This window comes from Bacillus sp. LK2 (assembly GCF_001043575.1).
Taxonomy (GTDB): domain Bacteria; phylum Bacillota; class Bacilli; order Bacillales; family Bacillaceae_G; genus Bacillus_A; species Bacillus_A paramycoides.
Genome location: NZ_LDUK01000005.1, coordinates 203,384 through 224,749 on the forward strand (window position 1 = coordinate 203,384; position 21,366 = coordinate 224,749).

Genomic DNA, 21,366 nt, shown 5'->3' on the forward strand with positions numbered 1-21,366 from the left:
ATTTACACTTCAAATTAGCATCTTACTTATTTAATAACTTCTAATCCACCCATGTATGGACGTAATACTTCTGGGATAATAACTGTGCCATCTTTTTGTTGGTAGTTCTCTAAAATAGCTGCTACTGTACGACCTATAGCTAATCCAGAACCATTTAATGTATGTACAAATTCTGGTTTAGCACCTTGTGTACGACGGAAACGTATACTTGCACGACGCGCTTGGAAATCTTCACAGTTTGAGCAAGAAGAAATTTCACGATATATCCCATAGCTAGGTAACCAAACTTCAATATCATATGTTTTCGCAGCTGGAAATGCCATATCAGCTGTGCATAATACGATTACTCGATAAGGTAATTGTAATAATTGTAGTACTCTTTCAGCATTTGCTGTTAATTTTTCTAACTCGTCGTATGATTCTTCTGGCTTTGTATATTTAACCATTTCAACTTTACTAAATTGGTGCTGACGAATAAGTCCTCTCGTATCACGTCCTGCACTACCAGCTTCAGAACGGAAACATGGCGTATGAGCGGTAAAATTAATAGGTAAATCTTCACCATTTAAAATTTCATCACGATAATAGTTTGCTAATGGCACTTCCGCCGTTGGAATTAAAGAGTAATCTGTGTCTTTTAATGTAAATACATCCTCCTTAAATTTCGGGAATTGTCCTGTTCCTAATAAACTATCGCTATTTACGATAAATGGTGGAATCACTTCCGTATACCCATGTTCTTCAACATGTAAATCTAACATAAAGTTAGCTATTGCTCGCTCTAAACGTGCTCCCAAGCCATTGTAATATACGAAGCGACTTCCTGTTACTTTTGCTGCCCGTTCAAAATCTAGTAATCCTAATTTCTCAGCAACTTCCCAATGTGGTTTTGCTTCAAATGAAAATTCGTTTATTTCTCCCCACTTACGTATTTCAACATTATCATCTTCTGATACTCCAATAGGCACTGCTTCATTAGGGATATTTGGTAATGCCAATAATATAGAATTCAATCCCTCTTCTACATTGCGTAACTCATCATCTAACGTTTTAATCTTGTCGCCTACTTCACGCATTTCACTAATAAGTTCATTAGCACCTTGTTTTTCACGCTTTAACTTCGCAATTAGCTCAGATACCTCGTTACGTTTACTTTTTAATTCTTCAACTCCTACTAACAATTCACGACGCCTTTGATCCAATTCTTCAAATTTATCTAATTCAAGAAACTCTCCGCCGCGATTAATCAATTTTTTCTTTACTTCTTCAAAATTAGCACGTAATACTTTTACATCTAACATGTCTTATCTCTCCTTTAATAAATGAATAATGCCATCTTCTTCGTTCACGTTAAACTTTTAAGGTAGGGAATTTTACTAAAAAAACACAAAAAACTCCCGTCCCTATAAAAGGGACGAGAGTTAACCCGCGTTGCCACCCTAGTTAAAAGCGCAGAAAATATACGCCTTCCACTTAAAATATTAACGGCTTTTAGCCGGAAACGATTACTAACTTCATATTTTGAAGTGTTCCACATTTCGCTCAAGGACGGATTCACAAGCTCTTTCTATCGGTTCACACCACCCACCGACTCTCTAAAAGAAAAGATACCTGTTACTATTTCCTTTCATCGCTTTCAAACAATATAAATTTTAATTATCATTACTTTACAATAATTCTGTTTACTTATCAAGGAATTATTGCATCTTTAAAATAAAGAGTTCATATAATCAAACCACAAATACACTGGAGGTTATTTACGATGAGTTTACATATTCGTTTTATCTTAAAAATCCCCAAATCAAATCACAATAAGAGCTTATACTGTTCAACTCAAATTTAATATCATAAACTATTACTTAACCAAATGAGAAATTTTCCATATAAAGATATTTTTACAAAAACTAAAACAATCTGGAGATGAGACTTTGAAATCAACATTAATCATTCTTCGAGGAAACTCCGCAAGCGGCAAGACAACAATCGCAAAAGAACTGCAAGAACATTTCGGTCAAGGTACACTATTACTGTCTCAAGATGTTGTGCGTAGAGATATGTTAAAAGTCCACGACACAATGGGCAATCTATCTCATGATTTAATTTTTGAGATTACGAAGTACGGAAAAGGAAAATGCGAATTTGTTATTTTAGAAGGTATACTAAACAGTCGTAGGTACGGTGATATGTTAAAAGAATTAATACATTATTTTGAAGGAAACGCTTATACATATTATTTTGACTTATCACTTGAAGAAACGATTAGACGGCATAATACGAGAGAAAAGCGACTTGAATTTGGAGAAGATTTATTAAGTAAATGGTATAACCCGCACGATACAATTGAAGTTGATAGAGAAACTGTCTTTACAGATAATTTTACGCAAAAAGACATATTTCATGCGATTGTTAATGATGTTACACTACAAAAATAAGACTGACTCATCATGTCAGTCTTACTTTATTATGTTCCTTGTATTTTAGTTTTCATAACTGAACACTCTTTACATAAGTAAAAATATATATTCATTTCACCAAACCGAAAATCAACTACTGAAATAAGTTCTCCTTCCTCAATAACTTGTGTAATTGTAGTAACATATTTCATCTCTTTCGAACAAGTGGGACATCCTAAATCTTCTGGAACATCATCGTATAAAGGCGCTCCTAACAATCTACATACATATTCCGAACCGAATAAGTCAAAGGCTTCCCAGTAACTGTCTTCATCAGTAGGTATATCTTCATTTTTTATATTCGTTAGCTTTACATTAACTCAGTAAGTCCGTGTTTTGCTAGTTGTTCATCCTTAACAGTTTTATAAAGTTTTGAGCGTTTTTTGATAGGTAATGATTCTTCAGCCATATTAAGCTCGCGGATGCAGATAGCTCTGCATCTGTAATTTTGAAAGCCTGGATATTGTAGTTTTTGTATTGTTTAATTACAGTTTCTGGTACAATAGCTTCTCCAAAATTACCTGCGACTAACTCTAATAAAAGTGAGATGTCAGAGCATTCGGCAATAATATTCGGATGTAGTTGCGCTTTTGAAAATGCTTCTAAAATCATATAATAAACTCCCAATCCTTCTGTACTCGGTATTATTAGAGGGAAGTTTTGAATTTCAGCAAGCGTAACTTGATGATTAAAAGGGTGCTTTTTATTTGAAGTAATAAAGTAAAAAGGTTCTGTATAAAGATGGATAGTTGAAAAATCATCTAACTCGAGCGGTAATCGTATAATCGCCAGCTCTACAATCCTGTCTCTCACTAATTGACAAAGATGAGATGACTCATTTTGATGAACTTTATATGTAACCTTAGGATATTTTTTGTGAAATTGGTTAAGTAATTCAGGTAATCCGTCTACTGAAAAAGTATTGATACCTATCGTTAGTCTTCCGCTTACCCCGTTTCCGACCTCCTTTACTTCCATTTTGGCTTCTTCCATTAAATGAGTCATTTGTAGTGCATATTTATATAAGGCTTTTCCTGCTTCCGTCACTTCTAAAAATTTCCCAGTTCTCTCTATTAATTTCGTTCCTAATTCCTCTTCCATTGCTTTTAGATGCTGGCTTAGCGGCGGCTGGGAGATATGAAGTCTTTCAGCAGCAGCAGAAATTTTTCTTTCTTCTACAATTGCTATGAAATATCGCAGTTGTCTAATATCCATAAATGGAAAAAACCCCCTCATTATATGAAAACCTTTAGTAAAATTAATTTTTTTTATATTTTTCATATACCAAATTCTAAGATATCATAATTTTAGATGAAAAGAAATTTCCCGTAGTAGCCTTAAAAAACGATGCACTTTTAAGCAAAAAAATTTACAGAGGTTAGTTAGGGCATCTAGATAGGTTAATAAAAGCTTTTCTCGCGGGAAATCTTAATTTTCAAGTCAATTAGAACTAATTTCTATTGGTACTTGGAAAAAATAAATATTTTATATGAAGGTGAAACAATATGGAGAAACAACGTTTTTACAGCGCATTAAGCATCTTTCAATGGTTCTTTTTCCTGCTGGCCACTTCTGTTGCATTGCCAATCGTAATCGGGGGAGTATTTCATTTATCAATCGAGGAAATATCCGATTTGATGCAACGAACTTTTTTTGTGGTGGGCATTAGCTCTTTTATACAAGGATGTTTCGGACATCGCTATCCGATCGCTGACGGACCTGCAGGTTCATGGGTCAGTGTATTTGTCATCTTAGCGGGTATGGCGACCCAGCAGGGAGAAAACATGAAAGAAACATTACAACTTTTAGAAGGTGGTTTGCTAGTTACAGGGTTTTTACTAGTTATTCTTGGCATAACCGGCCTGGTTAATCGGCTGTTGTTTTTGTTTACTCCTTTAGTTACTGGTTCTTTTCTTTTGATTCTGAGTCTTCAACTTAGTGGTGTTTTTTTAGAGGGAATGCTCGGTATACAAGGACAATCCAACCTAGATTATCAAACAGCAGCGATTTCATTTGGCGTATTTGTTCTAGTAATAGTGCTATCAATTAAAGGAAAAGGATGGATGAAAAGTTACTCCGTACTGTTAGGGATTTTATTTGGTTGGTTACTATATTTCTTATTAGGAAAAAGCTCCAACACGATTTCCACACCAGATTCCTTTATTAAATTACCAGACATTTTTGCTTGGGGGACTCCGCAGTTAAATGCTGGAATGGTTATAACCTCAATTATATTTACGTTTATTTTAGTCTCTAATACGATAGCGGCCGTTACGGCTGTTAAACAAGTGGTTCCAGAATCAGGAGAATCCGAAAAACAAATCATTAACCGCGCCAGTTGGGCAGGCGGTATTACACATGTTATATCAGCTCTTTTTTCGACAATTGGAATTGTACCATTGCCAGTATCGGCGGGTTTTATCCGATTAACCGAGCAAAAACGAATAATGCCTTTCCTAGTAGCAAGTTTAGCCTTAGCAGGTATAGCCGTTGTTCCGTCAGTCGTCGACTTCTTAGCTACGCTTCCTGGCCCTGTCGCTTGTGCCGCAAGTTTAGCATCCTTTGTCCAAATGATTGGGATCTCGTTTCAATCCCTTTTGAAAGACGAATTAGATCAACGCCGGCTAACTATATTAGGAATCACATTGCTAATCGGTATTGGATTAATGTTTCTTCCTAAAGCAATATTTAATGGTCTGCCTACTATTTTTCAATATATTTTAAGCAATGGTCTCATTGTTGGGACAATCATCGTAATTGTGCTAGAACAACTATGGAAAACAAAAAACATGAGTGAAAAAAATCATATTTAAAATTTAATTTTTAAAGGGGTGTTTTTTAATGAATCACGAAAAATTCATGAAATTGGCAATTGATTTAGCTTACGAAAATACCAAAAACAAAAAAGGAAAACCATTTGGTGCAGTGCTTGTTAAAGATGGTGAGATTGTTGCGAAGGGAGTAAATGATGTTCTTAAAACACATGATCCCACTGCGCATGCTGAACTTCTAGCTATCCGTCAGGCTTGTCGCATTCTTGGTACATCTGATCTTTCCGACTGCATACTATATGCAAGTGGAGAGCCCTGCCCGATGTGTTTAAGTGCCATTTACTGGGCGAATCTTCAACATGTTTATTATTCTTATACCGCACAAGAGGAAGAAGAAATTGGATTAGGAACAAAATACGTTTATCAACAAATAGCTCTTCCAAAAGAACAACGCGACATAAAATTATTAAAACTCGATAAAAATCATCACGAAAAGAATCCTTTTGCTCTTTGGAAAGAAAAGAATAAATAAATTATATGTGCAACAGAACGTGTTTTCTAAGAGAGAACAACGCAGAATATAAAAACATCCACTCCTCAAATAAAAAGAGTGGATGCCACTTTTAAATAAAGTCACGGTGTTTATAAAAAAGACGCTATGTCTTGCCCTTTAGATCTGTTTATCTAAAGGGCTTTTTTTATAGTGAAAAGAGATCCCAATTCTTTTTCACTATCATAACTTCTACGATCTAGTTATGTGAGAGCACTATGTAAATTATTTAATTAGGATTATTTATATATTCATTTTACGCTAGTTCTTCATCTTCTTCATATTGATCTTCTAAATAACTTTTTTCATAGCTAGTCACTTCTTCGACTGTATATTCTATTTTGTTATTTATTTTTCAAACAGAAAGAACTAACCGAGCATTTACTGTAAAACGATCATCTTTTTCTAATTCTCTAATCAAAAAGCTAATTATTTTCTCTTTTAAGTATAGTATTTACGTTTCCTCCCCCTCTTCCTTATACTAAATAGTTGTCGCAATTCCTGCCAAAAATAAACTTACAATTGCTAAAAATGGCGTTCCGGCTATTGCACCTCTTAAGTGAAACATATAGTCTTTATACCCTTTCATTCCTTCTGTACTAGGAATAACAACAAACCTCGGAGTAATCCAGCAAAATATAAGCCAATCGATTATCAATAAATCTACTAAATTGAAAATCATTACAATCCCCAAAGTATGTAAATAGGCCTCAATATACAATAATTTTTCATGGTGATGTAGTATATATGTAGAAATTAAAGGTGTTCCGAAGAGAATAATATTGTAAATAATTCCGAAATAAAACGTTTGTTGTTTTTCATTTATCGATTTTGGCAAAACTACTTTTTGAATATCTTTCGGATAATCATTTAACCAAAGGCGAGGATTATAATATGTAGACCCTAATATCATAATAGACAGTATAAAAGACAGAGAAATGCCGACAATTATCATTTGTTCAATTTGCCCCACAAATGTCCCTCCTTATTTGCAATTTTGACGTACGTAATTCACTTAATTAGACATTGTATGCATGTTATGACTTAAAAATTATCTAATACCATTATTAAAACTTTTTCGTTACAATTTGATTTTTCCTAACGTCCATTCTTATTTCTTGCAATATGATTGTAAATTTAATAAAGTGAACATCTAATTAGTGTTGTTCACCTTCGCTAATTATTTCAGAGTACATATTTTTTAATTTACATAAAGAAAGGATTGGTGAAACGAATGAAAATCGAACATATTGCAATTTGGGTAAATGATTTAGAAATGATGCGTAATTTTTATACGAAGTATTTCAACGGCAAACCAAACTCTTTATATCATAATGAAGCAAAACAATTTGAATCATATTTTATTACGTTCGCATCCGGAGCGCGCCTTGAAATTATGCGTAAGAAAGGTATAGAAAACGAGCCTAATCTTAATATAACTGGCTATGCACATATGGCTTTCTCTGTTGGAAGTGAAGAACGTGTAAATGAACTAACAAAAAAGTTAAAAGAAGCTGGTTATCCTTTATTAAATGGACCACGTTTCACTGGAGATGGCTATTACGAAAGTGTAATAAGCGACCCAGAAGGCAATCAAATAGAGCTCACCATTTAACTATCGTTTATCTTTTCTGAAGAACAAATAAAAATTCGTTTGGAGGAATCATTTGCATAAACTACATTTCAAAAAATTTGAAGCAACAGATTTTAATCAATACTTCCAGCTCGTATCAAATGAAAGCGTGATGGCACAAATTACAGAGCGTGCTATTCCGTTAGAAGAAGCGCAAAACGACTATGAAAAATTGTTAAGGTGCAATCAAAAACATAAACTGTTTGGGTCTTATAAAGTTTATGACAGTGCAACAAATGAATTTATCGGCCTTGGACATGTAACAGTGAATGAGGATGATTTAAAAGAAGCTGAACTTGGTTATATGATATTGCCAGAACACTGGGGAAAAAGATATGGTAGTTGTATTGCAAGTGAATTAATTGAAATAGCGAAGCAGACAGAAGTGAATGTACTAAAGGCAATTATCGATCCAAACAATATCCCCTCTCGAAAAATATTAATAAACGTTGGTTTTACATCAGATATAGTTTGTGAGATTGATGGATTACCTGGGGAGATTTTAAATAAATATATTTAACTTTATTTAGTCAATGCTGCATTTGAGATTCATGTAGTATTGACTTTTATTTATTATTTCGATTCATTGATAGGTCTGAAAACCTCATTCTAGGAATAATCACCCTAAAGCACATTCGAACATGTCAATATTCGCCACTTAGGATCAAGAAGAAGGTGCTGCCGCAAAGTATTCCACCCTTTTAATAGTCCAAAATGAAAGTTATAGTTTATATTTCTGGCAAAAAAATGAACGATTCTTTCTGTAATTTTCACAGGAAGAATCGTTCATTTTTTATGTTGGAAATAATTCATTTCTTTTGCGTAATAGTGATTTGGTTTCGCACCTTCCCATCACCTTACATAAAGCAAGTGAACACGAAAGCCGGTGGAATATTCCAGTTTATTTTCTTCACCTCAATATTTGCAAAAAAAGAACGGAAAAATTGTTGTTTAAAGCGTGTATATTGGAAAGTAATAAATTTCCCTTCTTCCCTTAATACTTCTTTTGTTACCTGTAATATCTTTGTAGAAGTATCAAGGGATAAACTGGTAAATGGCAATCCTGAAATAATATAATCCACTTGGTTAATTTTATATTTCTGAACGTACTTTTCCGTATATTCGGCAGAGTCATGAATAATGTACACATTTTCCATGTGTGAATATCGCTCATGAAGTATACGGTAAAACCGTGCATTATTCTCAATGATTAACAATACTGTTTCATTATGTTTATGTTGAATGAGCTGTTCCGTAAACACTCCAGTTCCTGGTCCATACTCAATAATGCATTTTGCTTGTTCAAAATTTATAGGGGCTACCATTTGTTTTGCAAGTTGCTTAGAACTTGACAATACTGCTCCTACAGTTCTTGGGTGTTTTATATATTCACTTAAAAAACGTAGTACATGCATAGTCTTCTTCCTCTTTCCTTGTAGGATACAAGGTATACTCTACTAAAAAAATATTAAAATATGATGAGAAATACATAAGATATTCTTAATGTCCCCCTAAATACAAAAGACACTTAAACGATTAGTCACCAACTTGTTGTTTGTAAAACAAAAATACATAGTATTACAAACAACAAGTCACACATGCTTTAACATGGAGAAACAAGTATAATAGCACCAAATGCTTGTTATTATGACGTTCTTGGCATGTGAGTCATGCTTGTAGAGACTCCATGTCAAACTAATATTGCTCTGCACTTTTATTTTGCAGAAAACGACCAACTTAGGATATCAAATGAAGAGTGTCAATTTTGCTGTATTTTCTATTCTATTCCGCAAACAAAGAAAGGATATAGTTTTTTAACTGTATTTGTTAAATAAAAAAGACACTTTAGAAATTTCTTTTTTTCATCTTTTTTTAATGTTTTTTTCATCCTATTTTCATCTGAATCTCATTCTTATTAGTTACACTCTGTTTATACATAAATAACTAGTAAGGAGGAATCATACATGAAATATTATGAGAAGGATCAGGATAAGAATAGAGAAAATCCATCTATTTCTAATGAAGTCGCTCCCGTTTCATCACGAGGCTGGCAGATGCTGAACAAGGTTCCAGAAGTTACGATTTTCTTCTGGATTATCAAAATCATGGCAACTACAGTGGGTGAAACAGGCGCAGACTTCTTAAATACAAACTTGAACTTTGGCTTGACTAAAACGACCTTTGTTATGAGTGCTCTCTTGTTCATCACACTAGTATTCCAGTTCAGATTGAAGAAGTATGTTCCAGGGATTTACTGGCTCACTGTCTTGCTGATTAGTGTTGTTGGTACGCTGGTCACCGACAATCTTACGGACAACTTCGGGGTCGCTCTTGAGACGACCACCATCGTTTTCACCATTGTCTTACTGGCAACTTTTGCTGCTTGGTATGTGAGTGAGAAGACACTGTCCATTCACTCTATTTACACAACAAAGCGAGAAGCATTCTACTGGTTGGCTATCCTGTTCACCTTCGCCTTAGGTACTGCAGCTGGTGATCTCGTAGCAGAGAGTCTCAACTTAGGTTACTGGATTTCAGCGCTCATATTTGCCGCATTAATTGGGGCTGTAACCGTCGCTTACTACCGCTTCAAATTAAATGCAGTGTTGGCCTTTTGGATCGCTTATATATTAACTCGTCCTTTCGGCGCCTCTTTTGGCGACTATCTATCACAGCCTCACGATGCTGGTGGTCTTGGTCTCGGTACCGTGGGAACAAGCGTAATTTTCCTCGCAACAATCTTGAGCTTAGTTATTTATTTGACCAAGACGAAAAAAGACGTGAACCCGAGCATAAATTAATATATTTTATCTAAACCTTAAAATAGGTGACATGATTTCCTAATCATTAGTACAAAATTTCAGCCAAAAAAAAATGAAAAGGCAATACTACGTTTAAACTAACGGTAGTATTGCCTTTATATAAAACAAATCATTATTCCCTTATTTCGTCTACTATACTTTGAATTAAAGAAATAAGAGCTTGCTTTGTATCCTCATCTGTAACTTTTGCATCATCACTAAATTTAGTACGCACAGATGGGATTAATACCGAACCATTTTGAACGACAACTGTATCAATCATACCCAGTGTAAGTAACAAAGATTCATGGGCTTTATCCCCTCCCGTAATTGACGGTGAAGCTGTTATGATAGCCACTGGTTTTTTATATAGTTCCGCTGATGAAACAAGCCATTCTAATGCATTTTTTAAAACTCCTGGTATGCCTTTTGCGTACTCTGGTGTACAAATAATCAATGCATGTGATTCACTTAATGTCTTTCGAAACTCTTCAACAACAACCGGTGCCCCCACTCGATCTACATCCGGATTGAAATGAGGAAGTTCCTCTATTCCTTTATAAATGGTGTAATCTACTCCATCTGGAATAAATGCTGCTAAAGCTTTTAATACGTTTGTGTTGGATGATCTTTCCCTAATACTGCCTGAAATCGCTATGATTTTTTTGTGTTTACTCATATGATCCCCTCCTACGAATACTATATTTTTGTAACCAAAGAAAAATCAAAAATATTGAACTATTTAGTTAGGTGTACATACTCTAATTTTGTTTACATAATAATATTATGCAATAAAACTAACCTATTAACGAAATTGTACCTTTTTTCCTACTTACATACATACCAACTACATTACAAATGAGCGCTAAAGTAAAAATAACTGAACCCATTAAAAATGTTTTATCAAAACTATATACAATTCCTTGTTTATGTTGTTGCTTCATTTTCTCGTAAAGCTTATTCGCCTCTTCAGACTTTAACATGCTGTTTTGATTTTTATCAATTCCTTTCATCACTTGCAACACTTGTTCTCTTTCTATATTTGTTAAATTACTTTTTTCAATCACAGTTATTACTTCCCTATCTACTTTTTCTTTTTCAACTAACAATTGATGATTCAAAAACATGACCAGTATTGCTACCCCTACAATACTTCCGACCGTTCTAGAGATATTACATACACTTGAAGCAACACCTGATTTTTCACCTGGCACATTTAAAACCGCAGTTGTTGTATACGGTGCTAAAGTACAACCTGTTCCAATTCCAACGATCACTAATCGCCATATATAATCCCATGTAGTAAAGTTTGAATCTATCTGACTAAATAAATACGAAGCTATGATAAAAGCAATCATCCCTGTACTACCTATTAATACACTACCTCGTTTTGCTGCGATTGGTGTTACTACTCCAGTAACAATCATTGAAACAATGGCTAAAGTGCTAATAATTAAACCTGACTGTAGTTCAGACATTCCTTCTACTTGAACAAAATAAAAAGCAAGTATAAATAAAAAATTCATTAACCCCATCCCAACGAAAAATAAGGAAAGGTTTGAAATTGAAAACTCTTTATATGAAAACAACTTTAAAGGTAACATTGGATTATTACTTTTCTTTTCAATAATGAAAAATAATATAAAACTTATTAATGAAAGCATAAAAAGAAGAATTAAGCTTATCGCGCTTAAATGATTTGTATTTACTTGTATGAGTGCATATACAAGTAAGCATAGTGCAGATGCAGAAGTAATCATACCCGCCCAATCTATTTTAGAGCTTGCAGTATGATCATACGATTCTTTAATACAAAGAATCACGAAGATTAAAGATAATATACCAACTGGGACATTAATAAAAAACACCCAGCTCCAATTCAATTTATCAGTTAAAACACCACCAAGTGAAGGCCCAATTGCCGCTGCTAATCCTCCGAAAGCTCCCATAATACCACCTATCATACCTTGTTTCTTTTTCGGTACTAACTTAAGACCAAGAGGCATAGCAACTGGTACGATAATTGCTGCTGAGATTCCCTGTATTATCCTAAAAGCTACTAATGTATGAAAAGAAGTGGCAATACCACACATAAGCGAACTAATAGAAAACCCTAATAAACCGATAATATACAGCTTCTTGCGACCAAACTGGTCCGCAAGACGTGCTGCAATTAATAAACACGATACAAAGGCAACATTATAACTATTAGCAATCCAAGAAATGGTATCAATTGACGTATGAAATGTCTTTGTCATTTCTGGTAATGCGATATTCACAATGTTTGAATCTAAAATTGCCATAAAAAAACCTGCAATTAATGCAATTAATGCAAATGTATTTCGCAATTCCCCCACCCCTATTCGTTTTCTTTATTTAAAATCCCATTCATAAATAAATTTACACAAGTCTCTATATACTCTTCTAACTGAATTTCTTCTTCCGCTATACTAACATTCATAATGTATAAAAACAGTTGTCCGTAAAACATATTCGCTATTAAACGGTAGTTACAAGAAGAAATATGCCCCTTCTCTCCAAGCTGCTTTAAATATGTTTCTAAATGATTCACTAAATGTGAATTTAACTCATGTAGTAATGTTTTCATTTCACTATTTTGTCTTGATTCTATTAACGCAGCCCAAATATAATTTAGCTTTGGCAAATTGATTTGAATATATGTTTCTGCCACTTTCATAAGGTCCTTATGTAAATCACCAGTAAATTGCTCTTCTATTTCCTCTAATAAAGCAACTGGTGTTGTTCGTAAAATAATACTTTCTCTAAATAAATTTTCCTTATTTTTAAAATTACGAAATATAGTTAACTCGCTTACCCCCGCTTTTTCTGCCACTTCACGAATTGTTGTCGCTGTATACCCCTTTTCACCAAATAATAAAGTAGCAGCTTCCATAACTTTTTCTCGCGCTGTTAATTTCCCCATCTTTATTCCTCCATTCAATATGTAAGTAAGTGGTTACTAACATATTATCATAAAAGAAAAATGAAAGTAACTACTCACTTTCATTTTTCTGAAATTTCATTATCTATTCAACAACCGAAAGTAAAACTTTCTCAAGCTCTTTTTTAGATAGCATACTATCGTTTATATACACTTGATATGCATTTCTTCCTTCTTTTGCAGGTACCACTATTTTCATAGCCCTTACATGTGACACTTTATGCTCTCCAAATGTAACATCATACCCATTTAGTTTATATTTCTTTATATCTCCAGAAAAATTAGGTCCTCTTTCAGAGGGTTTATCAAATGGTCTGTCAATAAAATAATCTTTATATTCTCCCTCAATGATTTCTAAAAGATGAATTGTAAAACCTAATTCTGCATCTGAAGTATGTGGCTGTTTTTTTACATTACGATTTTCATATCTCATCGTAATAAGCGGCATAGGTTTTCCTAATGTCGCTTCGGCTTTTACCTCTTCAAATACTAGTTGATGTCCAACTGGAATATATGTAGGATGCTTAATCGGAAAACCAGTTATTTTTTCAGCTTGTTCAAATGTATAGGTAAAATGTTGATTTATTCTTTCTTCATATGTATTTAATTGTTCCATTACCTCTTTATCTCTTTTTTCTTCATCAGCATTTAGACGATCGGTAGCTGTATATTGTCTTTTTCCATTCTCTACGACACTTACTTTCTTATAAAAATGGTACGATTCCTGTAATAAAGCAACATACTTTTCAAAGTCCTCTTCTGTAAATATACTTTTAGCAATTTCTATACGTTCCATTACCCCATTATAACCATCCTCAGTCATTCCCATATCTTGCCTTGCTTCTTCTGGTGTCCCAACAATTTTATCCATTAATGTTGTACCTGCAAAAGTACCGGTTGGTATTAGAATCGCCGCAGCTACAAAGCCCAGTAATAACTTTTTCTTCATAGATGTTTTCCCTCTCTTTTTCAATTGCTGGTATTTATGAAAAGAGGCTTGTACTTTATCTTCTAGATTAGGAGACGGCTCTAAATTCTCTGCTTTTCTTTTCAATTCATTCGTTACATATTGTTCAAAATCCATTTATTTCTCCCTCCCTAAAGGTTGGCATATGCTCCATTTCAGTTCTTAATCGTTTTAGCGCTGTATGTAATCGAGATTTCACTGTACCAACAGGGGTTTGAAGAAGCATAGAAATTTCATCCAAGCTATATTCATGGAAGTAACGCATAATAACTACTTCACGATGCTTATAAGATAAATTTTGTACAACTTCTACTAATTCACTTCTTGTTTCCTTATGTAAAATAGCTTCATCCATTATGTAAGACCGATCTTGTTCATACATTTTCTTCTTTTCAAAGATTCGAAATCGTCGCCACGATTTACGACGCCAATCCTGTACTTGTTTGACAACTAGTCCATGTAACCAAAAACGAAATGAACGATTCATATCATAATTTGTTACGGACTTCCACATTTTGATGTACACCTCATTAACTATATCGTCTACATCTTGGTTTTGACTCCCTACTAAAAATACTACTGTTCTATAAATATCTTTACATGTGTACTCATAAACAATCTGAAAGGCTTCTTGGTCCCCGGACTCCATTTTATATAGCCATTCTTTTAATACTACTTCATCCAAAATTGCGTTCCCCTCTCATGATCTTTCACACTATATTCGTCCGTTTCTCACAAAAGGTTCATTTTACACAAAAATTTATTTATTACAATAAAAATATAATATATATTACAGAAAGGAGGATTCGTATAATGAGCAAAGAAGACAAACTTTATGCAGAAAAGGTATTAAAACATCTCTTCATAGGAGCACAAGTTGATGGGGTTCAATTTGGTATTTCTTCAGCAACTATAAAGATTCATTTTACAGATTTTGAGGCTGCAGTTGATTATGATGGGCAATTACATGTCAACATTGAATCGAAATGGTGTTTATTTAATACTCCACCTGAAAAATATCCATCTAATGAGGATGAATTTGACGATTATTCCGAGGAAGAAGAATATAAGAGAATATTTGAAATGAGAAGACAAAAAGTTACAGACATACAACTAGGTAAGGAAACTCCGCATTTAATTATTACATTTGAAAACGAGCAAATCATGTTTCTAAATGGTTTTCACAACTATTATGAATGTTGGCAAGCTGGGGTCCAATGTGAGGATTGGCTTGTAGTTGCTGCACCTGGGAATGAAATCGCTACTTGGACTCCTGATGAGTTTAATGAAAAATAAAAATAGCTGATGGAGTATCTTCCATCAGCTATTTTTATTACGAATGTTGGTGATGAAGACCGCAACCATCAAGGTTACTTTAGCATAAAGTTCTATCCCCAAGCTTCCAACTAAACCATCTTCCATGCCCTTCTGTTTCCCCAACCGTTTCACAATATTCGTTTCCGTTAATATAATAATCAATATGAAGGTCCCGGTCCCACATGTTGTTATATAGGTGGAATACATCACGATTTGCACCGATTTCTTGAATTCGTTTCTCAAGCGTACGTTTCATATCTTCTGGTATTTGATTCGCTACATGTGTATGGAAAATACAAATCACCGCATCTTCCCTTATTTGATCTGCAATGGATGGGAGAAGCCCTACACCGTCTCCTTCAATTAATTGTACTGATTTTTCTTTTACAAGCGTTGCTGCTTGATCGAATAGTTCAAGTCTTTCTTTATGTTCTGGCCAAATAAGCGCTCGTAACCATAAATAATCTTCATCATCATTTAAATCGTTCACATGTAAATCTAGTCCGATTCTTTCTACGACAGGTGGACTTTGTTTTAAAAAGGATGGCTTCTTATCCCCTTTTATTTCTGATTGTAAATGAACATTAGACTGTGTGTTTCCAAATACTTCTTCCGTTCCATATGAATAACGATATTGATCCCAAAACAGTTGTAATCCAGAACTTGTACCAATTTCAATTAACGCTAACGGTTTGTTCACTTTATTAAATATGTAACAGAAAATTGGATACAAATAGGCACATCGTCTTACTTCATTCGTTTGAACGAGTTTCGTTTGTAATAAAGTAATTATTTCTTCTCGATATACATGGCAAAAATCTTTAAAATGGTGAAAGGCATTTTCAAAATTGGTATCAGCATCTTCAACTAAACTATAATAATACCTTTTTAAACTGTGTTCTATTCCTTTTAACAATAAATAATGGACTGCACCTAATAATAAGTTTGGGGTTGGTTGACCGGGTTGTGCGTAGGAAGCTAACGTAAGAACTTCCTCATCTTCAGAAATTTTCATTGATAAATACTCGTATAAATCACTTGATCCTTTACATTCATTCACAGAAAAATTTCGAAATAAGTTTGCGATTTGTTCTTTTGTAAGCATTGGTATCCCTCCTGCTTTATTTTCAGAATAATCTTACCACTTATTTGTTATTTATTCTATTTCTTCAAATTAGATATCACAAACACAGATTCTTACAAATTTCCAAAGATAAAACATAAAAATAAAAGTATTAGTAAATTTTTTTAAGATAACATCAAACTGGAATTCTTCTCCAAATTCCGCTTTACTACAATGCTTTTTACCCTTATGACAGAAGAATTCTATGAAATAAAACGTTAAATAGTTTAAAATTATCAGATAACACTAGATATTTTAGTCTATTAATTATTATAATAGACTATGAGATGGTTATATAATTGAGACAAAAAAGATAGATTCCTAGGTGGGGCCTAGGCGGTGTTTACTTTTTACGGCTTAGAAATAAAAACACCTTTTCTTTTTTGCCAATATAGGGGATGGAGAGATTATCATGAGCAACATGCAGCAAAAAACAGACGTTATCTTAATTGGCGCTGGAATTATGAGCGCAACGTTAGGATCATTACTGAAAGAATTGGCACCTGAATGGGAAATTAAAGTATTTGAAAAACTCGCAAATGCCGGAGAAGAAAGTTCTAACGAATGGAATAATGCCGGTACAGGACATTCTGCGCTATGTGAGCTTAACTATACATCCGAAAAATCTGACGGATCTATAGATATTGGTAAAGCTGTCAAAGTAAATGAGCAATTTCAACTTTCAAGACAATTTTGGGCGTATCTTGTAAAGAGAAACCTAATTCGTAATCCACAAGATTTTATTATGCCACTGCCTCATATGAGTTTAGTGCAAGGGGAAAAAAATGTAGAGTTTCTAAAAAACCGTTTTGAAGCGCTTTCGAAAAATCCTTTATTCGAAGGAATGGAATTTTCTGATGCACCTGATACATTAAAAAAATGGCTTCCACTCATTATGGAAGGCCGTAACTCTAATGAACCAATGGCTGCAACGAAGATTGATTCTGGAACAGATGTTAATTTCGGTGCGTTAACGCGCATGTTGTTTGATTACTTAAAAACTAAAAATGTCGAGCTAAACTACAAACATAGTGTTGAAAATATTAAACGCACGAAGAACGGTTTGTGGGAAGTAAAAGTTCACGATATGAATAGTGGCAAAATCGAACATCATACTGCGAAATTTGTCTTTATCGGCGGCGGTGGCGGTAGTCTACCTCTACTTCAAAAGACTGGTATTCCTGAGTCAAAACATATTGGAGGATTCCCAGTAAGTGGACTATTTATGGTATGTAAAAACCAAAAAGTTGTAGAGCAGCATCATGCAAAAGTATACGGAAAAGCTAAAGTTGGTGCTCCACCAATGTCTGTACCTCACCTTGATACAAGATATATAGACAACAAAAAAGCTTTACTGTTTGGACCATTTGCAGGCTTCTCACCTAAATTCTTAAAAACAGGTTCAAATCTTGATTTAATCGGCTCTGTAAAACCGAATAACGTCTTAACGATGTTAGCAGCAGGTGTAAAAGAGATGGGATTAACAAAATACTTAATTCAACAAGTTATGTTATCACACGAAAAACGTATGGAAGAATTACGTGAGTTTATTCCGAACGCGAAAAGTGAAGATTGGGATATTGTAGTTGCTGGACAACGTGTGCAAGTAATTAAAGATACTGATGCTGGTGGTAAAGGAACACTTCAATTTGGTACAGAAGTTGTTAGTGCATCTGACGGATCAATCGCTGCGTTACTTGGTGCTTCTCCAGGTGCTTCTACTGCTGTTCACGTTATGCTTGAAGTATTAGAAAAATGCTTCCCAGAACGTATAGTAGCATGGGAGCCAAAGATAAAAGAAATGATCCCTTCTTATGGCATGTCACTAACGGAAAATCCAAGACTGTTCCAGGAACTTCACGCTTCAACAGGACGCACACTTGGGTTAAATGAAAAAGAAGCTGTGCATAATTAATGAATAGATTTTAAAAACGACATAATAAAAACGTCCGATATATTCGGACGTTTTTTTACTTTGTATAACGAAGAAATATAGTGAATGAAATTATATCGGCGAAAATTTAAATATATCGACTATTTCTTTTGTTATATCGGCGATTTTCAAATTATATCGATCGATTCTAAAAATATATCAGCGATTCGACAAGAAGCAACTAAAATATTTTAGCTCTCAAACGGAACCTGATTTCAAAGGCATTAATCCAAATATCGATTCCGCTAGTTCAGTCCTACCGGATCCGACGATACCTGCAATCCCAACAACTTCTCCAGTGTGTACAGTAAATGATATATTTTGAAATACATAACCGGACACATTCGTGACATCTAAATTTTTTTCCGAATGCTCTGTTTCCTCTTGGATGATCTCTTTCTTCTCCTCAAGTTTATAGCCTTTCGGTAATAACCCCTCCTTTAGCATGTCATATGTATAACTTGATACATCTCCTTGACTTACAATCATCCCGTCACGCAAAATCGCTACTTTATTCGCAATTTCAAAGATTTCTGGAAAACGATGCGTAATGTAAATTATGCCAATTCCTTTTTCTCTTAAACTTTTCATCAACACAAAAAGACTCTTAATTTCCTGAGCTGTTAATGTCGATGTTGGCTCATCTAAAATAAGAATCTCAGCTTCCCTTATTAATCCCCTCAATATTTCCACTAATTGTTGCTGGGCAATCGATAACGATAATCCTAGCTCATGAAGTTGAATATTCCACCCTAAGTCTTCTAGTAACTTATTAATCTTATTTCGAAGCTCTTTCTTTTTCGCTTTCATTCCGATACAAATATTCTCGTGAACCTCTCCACCTAAATCATAGATTTTGATGGAGCATCCTTCATCATAAATACGGTTAACTCGAGCATTTTCACACCGTTGGTGCGACCGCCTGAAGAAAACTAATGAATGTAGATAAGGATTGCTGTGTTCTGGCTGAAACTTGAGGTACTTTTGCCTCGAGTTTCAACTTTTTCTTTTCAGAAAAAGCTTTAAGGTGCTCACGTAAGAAATAACGTGCGCCTATATTGTAAGCTGCATTTAAATCAGCATGATAGACCTTGCCATTTTGGAATGTTGCGAGGTCTTTTTTATGATTACGTACAACTTCACCTGAGCCATCGTAGGCTAGTTTGCTAGTATTTGCAGCATTTACCCGACGAATACGAATTCCTCGGTAGTGCGCCATTTGTTTTACTTTATTTTGAATGCCATTTTTGCACCAATGGTGCAATTTTTGTTTGAGTCGTTCGGCTCCGTAAGTGTTAGGTGAAAATTTCATTTTCCCTAAAAATTCGAATACAATCACATCAGCATGGTGCTGTTCCGCAAAGTTTACGATGCGACGAGCTGTATCTATCATGATATGTTTTTGTAGACCGTTTATCTTTCTCCAAAGGTTAGGAGCGGAAATGTACCCATATTCCTTTTGTGCGATTTTTACGTTCTTACTCATTCGATCCATCCGGTCTTTTTCTACTGGCTGGTTAATAAATGTACGTCCAATGACAGTTCCATCGGAACGAATGGCAGAACATACCGCAGAATTGGTCATTCCGAGGTCCACGGAAATAATCGTTTGGTCTTTTATGTTTGTTTTATTTAACGGAATTTTCTTCTCATAGGAGATAGCTAGGTAGTATTTCTTACCACTTTTTATCAGCTTTGGATTGCATTCTTTCCAGCCTGAAACGCCTCTCTTTTCTAAATCCATTGGTTTATATGTAACATCTACCCAAACCCAATCTTTTTTTATAAATAACTTTAATTTCGCTTCATGGTTACTTCCTTTTTCAAACATGTTACCGCGGTAGAATACAGGAAATTCATTGTGTTCAAGTTGAAAAGAAGGTGGACGTTTTGAAAAACGTTTCTCCTCTTGTTTCGCTTGTTCTTTTTCTTCTACCCAGTTTTGGAGTAAGGAACGATAACTTTTCACTTTTCCGAAGGCGGAAGCGATAGCCGCGCGCCTGAAATAACTAGGGAACTTGTAAAACCGTTGGTTAAACTCTCTATATTTAGGAAGTGGGTTTGTTTTCGTCGTATGCGTCAATATTTCCACGGCCGGTACGATTCCTTTTGTGTTCCAATCGTCCAAACTTAAAAATTCTTTATCGATAACATTCATAAAATACGAAAGTGCTTCATTAAAAATTTGAATCGTTGGTTCAAAGATGTTTGTTTGATTTGTTATTTTATGTTTTAACGTTTTGGATTTTGTCGCGGACATCCAACAAACCCTCCTTCCTTTTCGTATTTGAGTATGTTAAAATCTTAACCTATATTAATTTAGTTGTAAAATAATAAGGAGTGGTTTCATGCATGAATTTAACAAGAATAGACATGCAATATATAAACTAACATATCATTTAGTTGTAGTTACAAAATATAGACATCCTTGTATCAATGAAAACATAAAAAATAGGCTCGAGGAAATTGCCCACAACCTATTTACAAAGTGGAATTGTACAATTATTGAAATGAACGGTGAAGAGGATCACATACATATCCTGTTTGATGCTCCGCCACAAATTCACTTAGCTAATGTTGTGAATAGTTTTAAAACAGTTACTTCCCGCTATATACGAAAAGAGTTCCCGGATGAATTGAAACCTTTTTACTGGAAACCGTATTTTTGGAGTAGAAGTTACATGTTACTAACAACGGGAAGCGAACCAATTGAAGTTATACGTGCGTACATAGAGAATCAAGGGAAGTAAATTACAGAAGGCTAACCTCCACTAAATCGAAGATTTTGAAGAGGAATGCGCCTTCTTATTTTTGGTTCAATTGTCATATACGGAAAGATGAGTGGCTCTTGTGGTA

Annotated in this window: 20 protein-coding genes, 3 pseudogenes and 1 other annotated feature; of the genes and pseudogenes, 9 read left to right on the top strand and 14 right to left on the bottom strand. The window is 34.4% G+C overall.

The window, feature by feature from the left end:
* Positions 1-26: 26 nt before the first annotated feature.
* On the bottom strand, positions 27-1,301 hold the full coding sequence (serS, locus tag VK90_RS06010) for a serine--tRNA ligase (protein WP_048371206.1): 1,275 nt from the start codon (positions 1,299-1,301) through the stop codon (positions 27-29).
* A 106-nt stretch (positions 1,302-1,407) separates the two neighbouring features.
* Positions 1,408-1,640: a binding site (T-box leader), on the bottom strand.
* Between the two features lie 288 nt (positions 1,641-1,928).
* On the opposite strand from serS, the gene VK90_RS06015 reads away from it, so the two are divergent.
* Positions 1,929-2,432 (top strand): kinase, encoded by a 504-nt coding sequence (locus VK90_RS06015; protein WP_048371208.1) that lies wholly within the window; start codon positions 1,929-1,931, stop codon positions 2,430-2,432.
* Between the two features lie 29 nt (positions 2,433-2,461).
* Here VK90_RS06015 and VK90_RS06020 read toward each other — a convergent pair.
* A pseudogene (locus tag VK90_RS06020) lies at positions 2,462-2,770 on the bottom strand (hypothetical protein); the annotation flags it as partial.
* A 22-nt stretch (positions 2,771-2,792) separates the two neighbouring features.
* Positions 2,793-3,668 carry a LysR family transcriptional regulator gene (locus VK90_RS06025; RefSeq protein ID WP_048371209.1) on the bottom strand — a complete coding sequence of 292 codons (876 nt, stop codon included), beginning with the start codon at positions 3,666-3,668 and terminating at the stop codon, positions 2,793-2,795.
* A 290-nt stretch (positions 3,669-3,958) separates the two neighbouring features.
* On the opposite strand from VK90_RS06025, the gene VK90_RS06030 reads away from it, so the two are divergent.
* Both VK90_RS06030 and VK90_RS06035 read left to right on the top strand, forming a co-directional pair.
* Positions 3,959-5,266 (top strand): purine/pyrimidine permease, encoded by a 1,308-nt coding sequence (locus VK90_RS06030; protein WP_048371211.1) that lies wholly within the window; start codon positions 3,959-3,961, stop codon positions 5,264-5,266.
* Between the two features lie 28 nt (positions 5,267-5,294).
* Positions 5,295-5,756: a nucleoside deaminase gene (locus tag VK90_RS06035; protein ID WP_048371213.1), complete on the top strand. Its 462-nt coding sequence runs from the start codon at positions 5,295-5,297 to the stop codon at positions 5,754-5,756.
* A 220-nt stretch (positions 5,757-5,976) separates the two neighbouring features.
* Here VK90_RS06035 and VK90_RS30540 read toward each other — a convergent pair.
* Positions 5,977-6,204, bottom strand: a pseudogene (locus VK90_RS30540) (GNAT family N-acetyltransferase); the annotation flags it as partial.
* 51 nt (positions 6,205-6,255) lie between these two features.
* Complete coding sequence (locus VK90_RS06040; RefSeq protein WP_048371215.1) at positions 6,256-6,747, bottom strand: hypothetical protein; 492 nt, start codon at positions 6,745-6,747, stop codon at positions 6,256-6,258.
* 261 nt (positions 6,748-7,008) lie between these two features.
* Between VK90_RS06040 and VK90_RS06045 the strand changes: the two genes are divergently transcribed.
* Both VK90_RS06045 and VK90_RS06050 read left to right on the top strand, forming a co-directional pair.
* Positions 7,009-7,389, top strand: coding sequence for a VOC family protein (locus VK90_RS06045; protein WP_048371217.1), 381 nt, complete (start codon positions 7,009-7,011; stop codon positions 7,387-7,389).
* Positions 7,390-7,441: 52 nt separating this feature from the next.
* A complete protein-coding gene (locus tag VK90_RS06050; RefSeq protein WP_048371218.1) occupies positions 7,442-7,927 on the top strand; it encodes a GNAT family N-acetyltransferase in 486 nt (161 codons plus the stop codon).
* Between the two features lie 337 nt (positions 7,928-8,264).
* On the opposite strand, the gene VK90_RS06055 is transcribed toward VK90_RS06050, so the two are convergent.
* Entirely contained in the window at positions 8,265-8,822 is a 558-nt protein-coding gene (locus VK90_RS06055; protein WP_002172441.1) for a class I SAM-dependent methyltransferase, read from the bottom strand.
* A 549-nt stretch (positions 8,823-9,371) separates the two neighbouring features.
* On the opposite strand from VK90_RS06055, the gene VK90_RS06060 reads away from it, so the two are divergent.
* A complete protein-coding gene (locus VK90_RS06060; protein WP_002172442.1) occupies positions 9,372-10,208 on the top strand; it encodes a COG4705 family protein in 837 nt (278 codons plus the stop codon).
* Between the two features lie 133 nt (positions 10,209-10,341).
* Here VK90_RS06060 and VK90_RS06065 read toward each other — a convergent pair whose 3' ends face one another.
* From VK90_RS06065 to VK90_RS06085, 5 genes are all read right to left on the bottom strand, one after another.
* The gene (locus VK90_RS06065) at positions 10,342-10,887 is read right to left on the bottom strand and encodes an NADPH-dependent FMN reductase (protein ID WP_048371221.1); all 546 of its coding nucleotides are present in this window, start codon (positions 10,885-10,887) and stop codon (positions 10,342-10,344) included.
* 118 nt (positions 10,888-11,005) lie between these two features.
* Complete coding sequence (locus VK90_RS06070) at positions 11,006-12,556, bottom strand: MFS transporter (RefSeq protein ID WP_048371222.1); 1,551 nt, start codon at positions 12,554-12,556, stop codon at positions 11,006-11,008.
* Positions 12,557-12,567: 11 nt separating this feature from the next.
* Positions 12,568-13,152, bottom strand: coding sequence for a TetR/AcrR family transcriptional regulator (locus VK90_RS06075; RefSeq protein WP_048371226.1), 585 nt, complete (start codon positions 13,150-13,152; stop codon positions 12,568-12,570).
* A gap of 103 nt (positions 13,153-13,255) precedes the next feature.
* On the bottom strand, positions 13,256-14,254 hold the full coding sequence (locus tag VK90_RS06080; RefSeq protein WP_048371228.1) for a hypothetical protein: 999 nt from the start codon (positions 14,252-14,254) through the stop codon (positions 13,256-13,258).
* On the bottom strand, positions 14,244-14,822 hold the full coding sequence (locus VK90_RS06085; protein ID WP_048371230.1) for a sigma-70 family RNA polymerase sigma factor: 579 nt from the start codon (positions 14,820-14,822) through the stop codon (positions 14,244-14,246). The genes VK90_RS06080 and VK90_RS06085 overlap by 11 nt, the downstream gene beginning before the upstream one ends.
* A gap of 128 nt (positions 14,823-14,950) precedes the next feature.
* Between VK90_RS06085 and VK90_RS06090 the strand changes: the two genes are divergently transcribed.
* On the top strand, positions 14,951-15,433 hold the full coding sequence (locus tag VK90_RS06090; protein WP_048371232.1) for a hypothetical protein: 483 nt from the start codon (positions 14,951-14,953) through the stop codon (positions 15,431-15,433).
* Between the two features lie 79 nt (positions 15,434-15,512).
* Here VK90_RS06090 and VK90_RS06095 read toward each other — a convergent pair whose 3' ends face one another.
* Positions 15,513-16,559, bottom strand: a complete 1,047-nt coding sequence (locus VK90_RS06095; RefSeq protein ID WP_048371235.1) for a DUF2332 domain-containing protein — start codon at positions 16,557-16,559, stop codon at positions 15,513-15,515.
* A 430-nt stretch (positions 16,560-16,989) separates the two neighbouring features.
* On the opposite strand from VK90_RS06095, the gene VK90_RS06100 reads away from it, so the two are divergent.
* Complete coding sequence (locus tag VK90_RS06100; RefSeq protein ID WP_048371237.1) at positions 16,990-18,492, top strand: malate:quinone oxidoreductase; 1,503 nt, start codon at positions 16,990-16,992, stop codon at positions 18,490-18,492.
* Between the two features lie 219 nt (positions 18,493-18,711).
* On the opposite strand, the pseudogene VK90_RS06105 reads toward VK90_RS06100, so the two are convergent.
* Positions 18,712-19,344 (bottom strand): annotated as a pseudogene (locus VK90_RS06105) (ATP-binding cassette domain-containing protein); the annotation flags it as partial.
* A 67-nt stretch (positions 19,345-19,411) separates the two neighbouring features.
* The gene (locus VK90_RS06110; protein ID WP_048371240.1) at positions 19,412-20,770 is read right to left on the bottom strand and encodes an RNA-guided endonuclease TnpB family protein; all 1,359 of its coding nucleotides are present in this window, start codon (positions 20,768-20,770) and stop codon (positions 19,412-19,414) included.
* Between the two features lie 88 nt (positions 20,771-20,858).
* Between VK90_RS06110 and tnpA the strand changes: the two genes are divergently transcribed.
* A complete protein-coding gene (tnpA, locus tag VK90_RS06115) occupies positions 20,859-21,260 on the top strand; it encodes an IS200/IS605 family transposase (RefSeq protein ID WP_025150815.1) in 402 nt (133 codons plus the stop codon).
* The last annotated feature ends 106 nt before the right edge of the window (positions 21,261-21,366 follow it).